The organism is Paenibacillus sp. 01T431 (genome assembly GCF_056398625.1).
In genome coordinates, this window is record NZ_JBFTPT010000012.1 from 225930 (window position 1) to 239817 (window position 13888).

At 45.9% G+C, this 13888-nt stretch carries 8 protein-coding genes; all 8 read left to right on the forward strand.

The features are described from left to right. The first annotated feature begins 2 nt into the window (after nucleotides 1-2). Complete coding sequence (locus tag AC1DM9_RS22185; RefSeq protein WP_477582246.1) at nucleotides 3-2327, forward strand: ABC transporter permease; 2325 nt, start codon at nucleotides 3-5, stop codon at nucleotides 2325-2327. A gap of 488 nt (nucleotides 2328-2815) precedes the next feature. Further along, a complete protein-coding gene (locus tag AC1DM9_RS22190) occupies nucleotides 2816-5152 on the forward strand; it encodes a glycosyl hydrolase family 18 protein (RefSeq protein WP_477582248.1) in 2337 nt (778 codons plus the stop codon). Nucleotides 5153-5449: 297 nt separating this feature from the next. Next, the gene (locus AC1DM9_RS22195) at nucleotides 5450-7273 is read left to right on the forward strand and encodes a sensor histidine kinase (RefSeq protein ID WP_477509198.1); all 1824 of its coding nucleotides are present in this window, start codon (nucleotides 5450-5452) and stop codon (nucleotides 7271-7273) included. Next, nucleotides 7273-8775 (forward strand): response regulator transcription factor, encoded by a 1503-nt coding sequence (locus AC1DM9_RS22200; protein ID WP_477582251.1) that lies wholly within the window; start codon nucleotides 7273-7275, stop codon nucleotides 8773-8775. The genes AC1DM9_RS22195 and AC1DM9_RS22200 overlap by 1 nt, the downstream gene beginning before the upstream one ends. A 320-nt stretch (nucleotides 8776-9095) precedes the next feature. Beyond that, nucleotides 9096-10457, forward strand: a complete 1362-nt coding sequence (locus AC1DM9_RS22205) for an ABC transporter substrate-binding protein (protein ID WP_477582253.1) — start codon at nucleotides 9096-9098, stop codon at nucleotides 10455-10457. A 91-nt stretch (nucleotides 10458-10548) separates the two neighbouring features. Next, complete coding sequence (locus AC1DM9_RS22210; protein WP_475447957.1) at nucleotides 10549-11415, forward strand: carbohydrate ABC transporter permease; 867 nt, start codon at nucleotides 10549-10551, stop codon at nucleotides 11413-11415. Continuing rightward, on the forward strand, nucleotides 11412-12317 hold the full coding sequence (locus tag AC1DM9_RS22215; protein ID WP_477582256.1) for a carbohydrate ABC transporter permease: 906 nt from the start codon (nucleotides 11412-11414) through the stop codon (nucleotides 12315-12317). Before AC1DM9_RS22210 ends, AC1DM9_RS22215 begins: the two co-directional genes overlap by 4 nt. 306 nt (nucleotides 12318-12623) lie before the next feature. After that, entirely contained in the window at nucleotides 12624-13808 is a 1185-nt protein-coding gene (locus AC1DM9_RS22220; RefSeq protein WP_477582258.1) for a Gfo/Idh/MocA family protein, read from the forward strand. Nucleotides 13809-13888 lie beyond the last annotated feature (80 nt).

A 13888-nucleotide genomic window follows, 5' to 3' on the forward strand; every position in this document is an offset into this window, starting at 1 on the left:
TTATGAAATTATTACTGAAATCATTAAGGGATGTCAAACAATCTATAGGACAATTTATAGCTTTTGTTTTGGTTATCGCAGTAGGAGCTTTCTTCTATACGGGGCTTGTAACTTTGAGCGACAATCTTGGCGCGTATACGAAGGTTTATTTTAAAGAACATCATTTAAGCGATTTAAATGTATACTACAGCCAAATTTCAAGCGATGATGTGGCTCGTCTAAGCGAGATTGCAGGTATTCATAAAATAGAAGGACGGTATAGCTTTGATGCCACGCAAGCTTTTAATGATTATAAAGCGATTTTGAAAATCCATTCAATTCCCGAAAAAAATGAAATAAATACGCCTACGATCATTACTGGCAATGTCCCGTCAAAACAGGATGAAATCGTATTAGATTCCGCTTATGCCAAAGAACATCATTTTCAACTAGGTGACACAATCAGTATTAGCAGCAATGGCAGAAGCTTTAATTTTACAATTAGCGGCTTGATTGAGAATGTTGAACATACAAAAAAGAACGAAACGCAGGACCATAAAACCAGCGGAATCGCTTATATTAGCGAAGAGACAATTCCTGCAATCGCAGACGGCTTTTACTATAATGAAGTCATGATTGAGGCTCAAGAGGGTTACGATATTGAAAAAATAGGTCAAACCATTGAGGTGCAATCCAAACAACTCCCTTATTTAACCCAAGAAAGTAAAGAACGGTCTTTCAATTACTCTCAATTAAATCAAACAATACATAATAATAAATTGATGAGTAAGGTTATACCTCTTGTTCTCTTTTTGATTGAAGCAATTATTCTGTTCCTTACGATGTCGAGAATTATAGATTCACAAAGAAACCAAGTAGGCATTATGAAAGCATTGGGTGTAAAAAACAGAAATATTATGCTTCATTATATGGGGTATCCTGTGCTGGCAAGCATCATAGGTTCTATCCTTGGCTATATCATATCCGCTATTGTATTTATTCCATTAATTACGGCGTCGAATGCTAGAGCTTACTCTATGCCTGACATTTCATTTACACTTTCATTATTTTCTATTATTCCTCCTATTATTTTCTCCAGCGCTTTTGGAATCCTGTCATGTTACTTTAGTGGCAGAACGATATTAAATGAACGTGCAGCCCAGGCAATGCGTCCTAAACCGCCAAAGAAGATGAAGAAGCTGCTCATTGAAAAAATTCCGGGTATTTGGAGCCGTATTTCCTACAGCCATAAGCTCATTTTGAGAAATATATTTTTAAATAAACAAAAAGCTCTAGCAAGCTCCGTTGGTGTGGTTGTAAGCACTGTTTTATTGATCACTGCATTTGGCACACAAATGTCTTTGGTGAAGGTGGCTGATCAAGTTGAAGAGGTGTATACCTATGATTTGAGAGTCGATTATGCGATAGGAACATCTTCTGATTCGATTAAACTCCCATCCAATATTACTAAAAGCCATGGATTATCCACCTTTCCTGTTGCCTTTATAAAAGAGGATGTCAAAGAAAACGCCACATTAGTGGTTACGGAAAAAGAGAACGACCTTATTCATTTCTTTGATGAAAATGATAAAAGAATTCGTTTAGAAAACAATGGTGTGCTAATACCCAAATCTTACGCTGACAAATATCATATAGCTGAAGGCGATACGATCCAAATGGAATTTACAGCACCAGAGCTTAACCAAAAATCGGTGAACATGAAGGTTTTAAAAATATCTAATCAGTATTCGAATCCTTCGTTTTATAGCACGCCAGATTATATGAATAGTTTAGGTATAGACTATCGCCCAACCTCGGTTTTAGTTAAAGCGAACAGCTCGGCGGATCTGACAAGCATTCGTAATTTCTTTGAGCAGGATCAACGTGTAGACACCATTGCAGATAAGAATGATCTAAAGAAATCCGCGCAATATATTTTGAGGCAAAATAGTTTTGTATTCATTATGTTTATCATTTGTGCGGTCATACTCTCCTTTGGGGCTATTTATACGATATCTTCCATTAACATTTATGAAAGGATTCGTGAGCTTGCAACACTGAAGGTATTAGGCTATCAAAAAAATAAAATAAACCGGCTTATCTTCTCTGAAAATATCATTTTAACCGCCTTTGCGGTCATTGTAGCGTTACCGATCAGCGGTTATATCTACACCATTATTGTTCAGGCATTGTCGAGTCCCCATCAGCAAATCCCAGATAAATTAAACATAACGATCTTGTTAGTTTCTATTCTGCTTGCGTTCTTACTTACTACGCTTTCTAATTTACTGCTTCGGCGAAAAGTTTCTCAAATTAATATGATTGAATCATTGAAAAGTATTGAATAGAACGTATTAAGCGTTTCACTAGGTAAGGTTTTCGAAAGCCTCACAGGGCATTTATGTTAAACACGCTATAGTTTAGCGTGTTTTTTTGTGCTGTGATACCTTTTGCTAATAACGAGCTCAGAGGGGACAAATGGCTATAGAAGGATAATATTAAACGATTCCGTTTTCTATGAAGTTGAAATTAAAACCCATTTTCAAAGAATAAGAGATATTTATCCCTTAATAACATAATCAACCTTCTTTTTGGTTATGGAGACACCTCGTACAATAAAGGGAGAAACATATCAGATACTCGCTTTACACCGCAATTTCCCCCCGATTTTCTTTGTGCAATCTTCTTTTCTCTTGTTCAAACGACTTAGCAGAACTATGATGTGACGGTTTTCCTTTGTTTTTATCCTTACTTTAGGAGGTGACTGGGCGGAGTCTATTTGATATTCACTTATTGAAAGCGATTTCAAAATTGAAGGAAGAGGTGTATTTAAGAAATGGTACTAGGCGGAGCATCGGTACGAAAAAGTAGTGTTATCCTGTTGGTTGCGTTTCTCATCCTCTCATTGTTTTACTCCCTAGCATTTGGTGGACAGAAGGTAGAAGCAGCTTCAAATTCAAAGATAATCGGGTATTATCCCTCTTGGGGTGCCTATGGCAGAAATTACAATGTCATGGATATGGATGTTAGCAAGGTGACTCATATTAACTATGCGTTTGCAGATATTTGTTGGAATGGCATTCACGGAAATTCAGATCCGACAGGGCCTAATCCCGTGACATGGGCTTGTCAGGACGAAGTTGGTACGATTAATGTGCCAAATGGGACAATCGTATTAGGCGATCCTTGGATCGACACAGGAAAAGCGTTCCCTGGGGATACGTGGGATAAGCCGATAAAGGGAAATATTGGGCAGCTTATTAAGCAGAAGCAAGCTAATCCTCATTTAAAAACAATTATTTCCGTCGGCGGATGGAGTTGGTCGAACCGATTCTCTGATGTTGCGGCCAGTATGGCCACAAGGGAGACATTCGCTAATTCAGCAGTAGACTTCCTGCGAAAATATCAATTCGATGGCGTTGATCTCGACTGGGAATATCCGGTGAGCGGAGGGTTAGCTGGCAATAGCGTGAGGGCTGCTGATAAGCAAAACTATACGCTGCTGCTTCAGAAGATTCGCGAGAAGCTTAATGCTGCGGGTGCGGCGGATGGTAAAACCTATTTGCTGACGATAGCATCAGGTGCAAGTCCGACGTATGCACAAAATACCGAGCTAGGTAATATTGCTGCGATTGTCGATTGGATCAACATTATGACATATGATTTCAACGGTGGCTGGCAAACCGTAAGCGCCCACAATGCTCCGCTGAATTATGATCCTGCAGCAGCAGCGGCGGGTGTTCCAAACGCAGCGACATATAACAGTGCGTCTGGCGTGCAAGGGCACTTGGATGCCGGTGTTCCAGCAAGTAAAATTGTATTGGGAGTACCTTTCTATGGTCGGGGCTGGGCCAATTGCGCAGCGACCGGTAATGGGCAGTATCAAAGCTGCTCTGGCGTGCCTGCGGGTACATGGGAAGCGGGGTTATTTGATTATACAGATCTCGAAAACAACTACATTAATAAAAACGGCTACACACGGTATTGGAATGATACAGCGAAGGTACCTTACTTATACAACGCTGCAAAACGTACTTTTATCTCCTACGATGATACAGAATCACTCGGGCACAAGACAGCCTTCATTCAAAGCAAAGGGCTTGGCGGTGCCATGTTCTGGGAGTTTAGCGGTGACCGAAACAAAGTTCTATTAAACAAGCTGGCGAGCGATTTGGCAGGATCCGGTAGTGCAGATATCATTGCGCCATCGGTACCGGGCAACCTTCAATCCACTGCAAAAACATCAAATAGTGTAACATTGGCTTGGGGTGCGTCCACTGACAACGTTGGCGTGACGGGTTATACCGTGACTTATGGTTCTACAAGCGTAAACGTCACAGGAACGAGCACGACAATTAGTGGGCTTGCTGCTAATACAGCCTATACGTTTACTGTGAAAGCGAAGGATGCGGCTGGAAATATTTCGGGAGCGAGCAATGCGCTTTCGGTAACGACGAATCCACTTGCGGGAGACACAACCCCGCCAACAGCGCCAACGAATCTTCAAGTCACAGGCAAAACTTCATCCAGCGTAAGTCTTTCATGGAACGCATCCACTGACAACGTTGGCGTGACGGGCTATACCTTAACTTATGGTTCTACAAGCGTAAACGTCACGGGAACAAGCACGACAATTAGCGGTCTTGCTGCTAATACAGCCTATACGTTTACTGTAACAGCGAAGGATGCAGCTGGGAATATATCGGGAGCGAGCAATGCACTTCCAGTAACGACGAATCCAGCTGCGGGTGATACAACCTCGCCAACAGCGCCAACGAATCTTCAAGTCACAGGCAAAACATCCTCCAGCGTCAGTCTTTCATGGACAGCATCTACTGACAACGTTGGCGTAACCGGTTATACCGTGACTTATGGTTCTACCAACGTGAACGTCACGGGAACGAGCACAACAATTAACGGTCTTGCTGCAAGTACGGCTTATACATTTACTGTAGTAGCGAAAGATGCCGCGGGCAATGTTTCGAGCGGCACATCAGTTGCCGCTACGACTGATGCAAACGGTGGAACGGTAAGTGCTTGGGCACCTAATGTAAGCTACAAAGCAAACGACCTCGTTACTTACGGAGGCAAAACCTATTATTGTATTCAGCCTCATACGTCATTAGCTGGCTGGGAACCATCGAATGTGCCAGCATTATGGGGTTTGAAATAAGCAAGAGCAGCCGCCCTGCCTAAGGGCGGCTTTTTTTATTTTTTAAAGGCTAAATAAAAGGAATAATAAGTTGATTATTTATTCATCTCAAATAGAATCATTGAAGGTAAACTAGCATGCGTGTCGAAAATAGAAGTTCACACTCCCAATCCTCATTTCCTCCTTATTATTTGCAGTCTCGCATTTGCAATACTATACATTAAACAAATTAAGTGTAAGGTTTATGTTCTTTGCTTTCATAGGTGGGATCATCCTCATGCAAAAATAAGAGGAAACATCTTTATATAAGGAGAAGCCATGATGAAAAATTGGAACGACTACTTGCTGAAGAGTAAAATGTTCATCGTCTTCTCCGCGGTATCGCTGTTCATCGTCATGCTGACCTGTATTATTTTCTACTATAAAAATGTAAACGATATTAAAAATCAAACGTTATCGCTTTCCGACACGATTTCTCGGCAGTTCAGCCGAACCTTTGAGCTTTATATACAGGATATGGAGAAACTCTCTGTGTCCATTATTGGCGATCCAATTATTCAAGAAAGTTTAATTGATCATTACGGAATCCCGGAAGCCGTCACGCAGAACCAAATTGAACTGACGATTAACAAAAGGTTGTTCACTCATCTTCAGCCACGCCCTCAGCTCCAGAGCATTTATATTTTCACCACGGACGACATCGCATATTTTGTATCGAAGGCGGGGGGACCTAAGATAAGCTTCGATCTTCAAAGCGAGAGCTGGTATCAGAATCGGCTGGATATGCCCGGAGTCAAATTTCTGCTTCTTCCTGTCACAATAGAGAATACGGGCGGTGATCGTGAAGCTCAGGTGATATCCTTCGTACGGAACATCAGCCGCATACCCTACCTTGATGTTTTGGGCTATATGAAAATTAATATTAACGTTAATGTCATCAAGGACATGCTCGTCAATTCCGACAGCAACGACGTTGAACGGAATATGAGAGCGTTCATCATTACCGATGAAGGCAGCGTCGTCTATGACGACAGGAATGAGCTGACGGGCACCAATGACACTGGAATTGATCTATCCATCTTCCAAAGCAATCATGAATCGAATGAGGTGGTGTGGAACGGCGTGAGCTATATCTATACAACGTCGAAATCCTCCTATACAAAATGGAATACATTGATTCTAATTCCGAACGAATTCCTGCTGTCCAAGCAGAAACATTCTACTTATATTCTTTTTCTCGTTGGCCTGCTCGCGATGGGTCTAATTGCCTTCGTGTCCTATGTGCTGTCTTATCAGATGACGCTTCCGCTCCGTAATTTGATGAAAAAGATGGCACGTGTCGAGCAGGGGGATTTAAGCCAGAGAATGGAGGTGACCGGCAACAATGAGATCGGCCGTCTGAGCCGTATCTACAACAACATGCTCGATAGTATTACACGCTTAATTAGCGAAGTGTACACATCCAAATTGGCGGAGAAGAATGCGCAGCTATCGGCACTGCAGGCGCAGATCAACCCTCATTTTTTGTATAACACGCTTAACATTATGAAGTCTATCAGCAGGGTTCGAGGCATCGAAGAGGTTGCAGAAATGGCAGAATCGCTGGCTGAGCTGTTCAAATACAGTATGACAAATCTTCATCATCCTATCCCGCTGCATGACGAGATGGAGCATATAAGCAATTACATGAATATTCAGCAGCATCGATTCGGCAATCGATTTGAGTTCAATATGGAAGTGCCGGAAGCGCTGCTGCAAGCATCGGTGCTGAAGCTTACCGTTCAGCCGCTAATTGAGAACGCAATCGTTCACGGACTGAGCAAGGTCAAGTCAGGCGGTCGAATCGACATCGCTGTTAAGAGGCTTGGCAGTGAACTGATTATCGAAGTGTCCGACAACGGCTGTGGTATTGAAGAGGAACGCATCCACATGCTGCGCCGAAGGTTGGAGAGAGTACAGGCGGTGGACGCTTACGACGAGGAGGGGCAGGGGATAGGCCTGTCCAATATCGCACAGCGAATCAAGCTGTTCCACGGTAACAAATATGGCGTTGAGCTGATAAGTTCCCCTGACCGCGGAACGACGGTTAGGTTGACGTTCCCGTATGAACAATTCGTCAAGGTGAAGGGAGAGGCCGACTGATGAATATATTTTTGGTAGAAGACGAGCGGTGGGCGCTTGCGGAGCTCGAGGCCCTCTTTAAGCGATACGAGCCGCAGCATCGTGTGCTTGCGTTCGAGAACGGGGAAGATGCGCTGGAAGCAGCGAAATCCGTAGTCCCGCATCTCGTGTTGACCGACATTACAATGCCGGGCATTGACGGTGTGGAGCTGCTGGCCGAGCTTGGCCGCAGCCATCCGGACGTCAAAGGTATTATTCTCAGTGTCCATGACGATTTTGCTTATGCACAGCGAGGAATGCAAACTGGCGTGACGGACTACTTGCTGAAGCCTGTTAAGAAAGAGACCCTTTACAAGGCGGTAGACCGCTTGCTTGCGCGCATTGAAGACGAGTCGCGCAGCCGGAGCGACCGTGTTGCGTGGTCACTTCTGCAGCGGCTGCTGGCGGCGGATGCGATGGAGCATGTTAAGCCCGCCGATGCTGAGCAGCAGCGTATGTTCATGGTGCTGCTGCTTCTGGAGAACTGGGCATCGCCGCTTACTTGGAAGGATGCTGGGCTTGAGGCATCGGATATTCTCTCGCATTTCGGGAGCGTCTTGAACAAGGAGCGGGATAGTCATTGCATTACGATTGACGGCCGCCGCAGAGTTCTGCTGCTGCCCGCTGGGAATGAAGCATTTACGCAGTCGCTAAAGACAAAGCTTCAATCGCTCTTCCAATATGTGAACACCCATGGCATTCTTCTCCATGTGAGCTTCACATTAAAGAAAGAGAACGAGAGTCTGAATCGCAGCTTCATCCGCCTTGGAAAGCAGCTTGAAGAGCATTTGCGAATCGGCGAGCCGACCTTGGCATCACCGGATATGAAGCTGGCTGCGCCTGATATTTCTGAAATATGGGTAAAGGCGCGTGCACTGCAAGCACAGGTTAAAGCGGGCGATATGGCAAGAGGACGAGATACGATATCGCGTATCGTCAAGGGACTGCAGTACAAAGAGGTCACCCAAAAGCAGCTGGTGCAGTTTGCTAGCGATCTGTTTTATTCGTTGAAGTTCAATTTGCAAGCAGAATCATCGATTTTACTGCAGGAGGATATGAGCCTGCTGCACGAAGTGGCCGACTATGAGCCAATCAAGGAATGGCTTACGGCAGCAGTATTCGGGATTGCAGGGAAACACACATCAAAGGAACAGAAGCCAAAAGGGCTCATTCCGGTGTTGATGAACTGGATTCATGCCAACTATCAAGGCGACCTTTCCCTTCAGCAGTTTGCTTCTGATCATCATGTCAGTCTTGGACATTTATCCAGATTGTTCAAAAGCCAAACTGGCTACACCTTCTCTGATTATGTGAGCGGCTACCGGATTAGCAAAGCAAAGGAGCTGCTAGCCGACGGCACGTCGCGTCCGTCTGAAGTCGGCGAGCTGGTAGGTTACGACGATGCCAAACATTTCTCTCATTTGTTTAAGAGAATAACAGGCGAAACACCGACCGCCTTCGCAAAACGCAAAATGAGCGAATGATCCAAGTGCAAGCAAGCAGTTAGATGATATGCGGGCGATGCACTCTCGCAAGCTGGATGTCTCCTAGCCCGTACCGCTTCCTGTTGTTAAAAGGAAAAATTCCCCCCTTAAAATAGCAAATGAGCAGGTATTCATCAAAAACATAAACCCTTAGACTGAAAATACGAGGGAACCCGGGCCCTTGGAACGGAAGCTCGCTCTTTATGGAAGCGTATTCATCACATTGTAACTTACAGCATCAGTGATGCAAAAAAGAGGCAACGATGGACGGCTGCCGAAAGGAGCAAGGGTCCATGCCTACAAAGGGAGGCTGCAGAACGATGAAACGAACGACTAGCCAAACACTCGCATTTATGACAAGCGTGATGATGATCTTGCTGCTGCTCGCTGGATGCGGCAGCAGCAACAACACCCCCTCTGCGACGAAGAACAACACCGGCGCTGCGAACGGGAAAACGGACACGACAAGCGAACCTGCAGCGAAAACGACCTTAACGCTGATGGTAGGCAATTCAGGCACAACGCTCGAAGCGCTCAAGGCTGTTGCCACTGAAGCAGAGAAAAAGCTGAATATCACCATTGAGTATGACATCAAACCGGATGGCACGGAAGGCGACAACCTCGTCAAGACGCGCCTAGCAACAGGAGATATGTCCGACCTTCTCGTTTATAATACGGGCTCGCTGCTGAAGGCAGTTAATCCGGTGGATAACTTTCTCGACCTGACGAATGAATCGTTTATGGCGGACGTGCTTGATTCCTTCAAAACGGTAGTTACGGTCGATGGCAAGGTGTACGGCGCGCCCGTCGGATCAAGCTCCGCAGGTGCGATACTTTACAATAAGAAGGTGTACGGTGAGCTCGGATTAACCGTCCCGCAAACATGGACCGAATTCATGGCGAACAATGAGAAGATCAAAGCTGCGGGCAAAACCGCTGTTATCGCGTCCTACAAGGATACTTGGACGTCCCAGCTGTTTGTTCTAGGTGATTACTACAACCTGCAGGCGCAGGTTCCGAATTTCGCAGACGATTACACGAACAACAAGGCGAAGTACGCAACGACACCAGCTGCACTGCGCAGCTTCGAAAAGACGGAGGAACCGTTTAAAGCAGGTTACATGAATAAGGACTTCCTAGCTACAACGTATGACGTTGCTTTGAAAATGCTTGCCGATGGTACAGGTGTACACTATCCGATGCTGACTAGCGCACTTGATTCCATCTTGCAAAATAGCCCGGACAAGATCAATGACATCGGCGTTTTCCCAATACCGAGCGACAGCGCAGACGTCAACGGACTGACGGTATGGATGCCGAGCGGTCTGTACATCAACAAGAACAGCAAGAAAGTAGAAGCCGCCAAGAAGTTCGCGGAATATTTCGTGTCTAAGGAAGGCCAAGACATATTTGCCTCCAAAGTCAAAGCGGCAGGCCCCAATGTTATTAAAGGAATTGAGCTCCCTGACGATGCTTACGAGGGTGTCAAAGAAATGCAGAAATACTTCGATGAAGGCAAGACGGCACCTGCGCTTGAGTTCGTATCGCCGGTCAAAGGCCCGAACCTTGAGAACCTCACTGTCGCTGTTGGCAGCGGCATCACCTCCGCGCAGAAGGGCGCCGAGGATTATGACAAAGACGTACTGAAACAAGCGCAGCAGTTAAATCTACCGGGCTGGTAGAACGCCCGCCGCATGCGGGAATTCTAGTTGAAGACGGGGCTTCGCACAAAACGCTGCGGAGTCCGTTTTCTCCGGAAAGAAGGGGAGAGCCATGACCAAGCTGACGATTCGGACTTACTCTTATTTATTTCTTATTCCCGCATTTCTGATCTACTTCGTCTTTTACTTGCTGCCAACGGTATTATCGCTCTTCTTCAGTATGACGCGTTGGACGCTCACCGATTGGAATTACATCGGCTTCGACAACTATGTCACTTTTTTCTCAGAGACGGCGCTCAGCATCGGCTTCAGAAACACGTTAATTTATGCGGTTGTAACCTGCGGCCTCAAGGTCGTCCTTGGCCTCTTGCTTGGTGCGTTTCTCACTTCTACCGTTTTATTTAAAAACTATTTGCGTTCTGTTATTTTCTTCCCAACACTGCTTAGCACGATTGCGGTTGGGATCGCCTTCTCCATTATGATGCATCCTTCGCAAGGGCTGATCAATACAAGTCTGGCTGTATTTGGTATTAACGGACCCGATTGGCTTGGCAATACGAAGATTGCGCTGCTGTCTGTTGCCTTAGTAGACGTATGGAAAGGTATCGGCGTTGCTACCGTTATTTATATCGCAGGCATTTCAGCCATTCCAGGCGAATATTACGAAGCGCTCAAAATCGATGGCGGGAGCAGCATGAACGCATTCCGTTATATTACCGTTCCCTTAAGCAGACCGGCGATGAATTCGGTCATCATACTCTCATTCATCGGAGGGCTCCGTTCCTTCGACCTGATCTGGGCCATGACGAAGGGGGGGCCGGGTTTCACGACCGACCTGATCGCCTCGATCATATACAAGCAGTATCAGGCGGGTTTTTACGGCCTAGCAACTGCGGGCAACGTTATCTTGTTTGTCGGTGTGTCACTGCTGGCGTTTCCTCTGTATAAGTACCTGACGAAAAGTGAGGTGCACTTATGAGCAGCGAAATGAGCCGAGTGATGAATAAAGGTGTGGGTAAACCGCTGAACCGCGGCGAAAACAGGGGGATAAGCAGCGCAGTTAAGAGGATTATCGTTGCCGTGTTCTCGCTGATGCTCAGCACCGCCATTTTTTGGATTCCGTTTTATTTTGTCATTATCAACTCTTTTAAAAATCAAGCCGAATCTGCACTTATGAATATGTCGTGGCCGAAATCATTTCATATTTTGGAAAATTACAGGGATGTGTTGACTGCTGCCGATCATATGCTTGTCCGCGCTTTTTATAACAGCATGCTGCTTACGGTATTATCGATCACTGTACTGATCATCGTCAGCGCGATGGCCGGATTTGTACTGCATCGCAGAGAAGGGGGGCGCTTTTCTTCCTTCTTAAACTTTCTAGTTTTGGCAGGTTTGATGATTCCGCCGGCGATCGTGCCTACAATCTGGGTACTCGACTCGATCGGCCTGTTCAAGACGCTGGCAGGCATCACTTTCGTGGAGGTTGCGCTGCACTTTCCGTTTGCAGCTATTTTGTACAAAGCGTTTGTGGCAACGCTGCCGCGTGAAATTGATGAGAGCGCCTTGATTGACGGCGCGGGCGGCGGGCGGCTGTTCTTTAGTATTATTTTTCCTCTGCTAAAGCCCGTTACTTCAACCATCATTGTGCTTGAATCGATAAACGTATTTAATGACTTTGTTAATCCGCTTTACTTCTTCCCAGGTTCCTCCAATGCGACGGTGCAATTGACGCTGTACAACTTCATGAGCCGGTTCACGACATCGTGGAATTTGTTATTTGCCGATATTGTTCTGATCTCTATTCCGATGCTCATTCTGTTTATTTTCTTTAACAAAAAAATTGTAGCCGGCATGACAGCAGGCGCTATTAAGGGATAATCAAGCATGGACTGCACCACTTGAGCACAACAGAAATTCATTGTAAGGTAATTGATTTTGTCCTCATTCAGAGAGCCGCAGTCATTAGGATTGCGGTTTTTTTAGGATGCTTGCGGTGAATCGTTCGCTGCAAATCTCACTTCGTGAGAACATTGATCGACCTAAGCTTACCAGCTGTCTGATGTAGATCCTAAATCGAGCCTCTCCTTTTTTAAAAGCAGTCTCGATCGGAAAGGTTTTTGTCCCGAACCGCCATGATTTGGACAGAAGGAGACAGTATGATGAACTTATAAAGCGTTTACAACTATGAAGGCTTGGCGACTAGGCTATCGATATGATCTAGGAAATTCATTATCCAATTCAGAGGACGAAAGGAAGTTGAATATGGCGGTCAAAATCGGAATTGTAGGCATGAACGGGATCGGCAACAACCATGCGAACTGTTACAAGGAGGATGAACTGGCTGATGTTGTAGCGGTATGCGATGTCATTAAGGAGCGCGCCGACGCAGCTGCAGAGAAGCACGGTGTAAAAGCGTACTATACGCTTAAGGACATGATCGAGAATGAGCCTGATATTCAGGTGATCGATGTGACGACAGGCGGCATTGACAACGGCAGCTGGCATTTTGAACCGGCGATGGAAGCGATGTCTTACGGAAAGCACGTGCTCGTGGAGAAGCCGCTGTGCAACGATGTGCGTGAAGCCCGCGAGATGGTGGCATTTGCTGAGAAGCAGAAGGTGTATCTAGGCTGCAATCTGAACCATTACTTTACGCCGCCGGCGGAGAAGGCGAAGCAATATATGGAGAGCGGAGAGGTAGGCGAATTAATTTATTGTCTGGCTAAAATGGGCTTCAACGGCGGCGAGCTCAACTATGCGCTTGCCAGCTCGGATAAAGTGAAAGGTCACCCTTACTTCCATATGCGGGCGTTCCTGACCCACCCATTCAGTGTTATGCGCCATTTCTGCGGTGATATTACGCACATCCAGACATTCTCCGACCGTCCAGGCTTCCGCCGGAGCGCAGGCGATGTTATGGTGTCCATCAACAGTATCCATATGAAGTTTGCAAACGGTGCAGTTGGCTACCTATTGAGTCAGCGCGGCGATGCGGTCTATGGACTAGGCGGCTGGTGGAGTCTTGAGGTTGGGGGCTCGAAGGGGACATTCACCATTGAGAACTGCGTCGAGAAAGTATCGTTCTGGAAAGCGGACAAAGGCATTCCAGCGATCAGCGTTCCGATTGAGCCTGAAGTGACGGATTTCGGAACAAATGATTTCAACCGGACATTCAACCATCGTCTGCATGCATTTCTGGAGGATGTTGACAACAAGGTGTCTCCGGATGCGCTGCGCGCCAGCGGACGCGATGCGCTTGCTGTGCTGGAGTATGTGCATGCCGTACAGGAATCGTATGAACGTGGGGGAGAGGTCGTTCGTCCTCAGCCGCTGCCGCCGCTGCACGGTGATCCGTTTTATCTGAAATAATCTCAGTAAGATAGCTACTTTGTTGCTTGCGATTTCTATGTAGGTATTGCAGGAACATGAACTAATACATGTTTTACTAA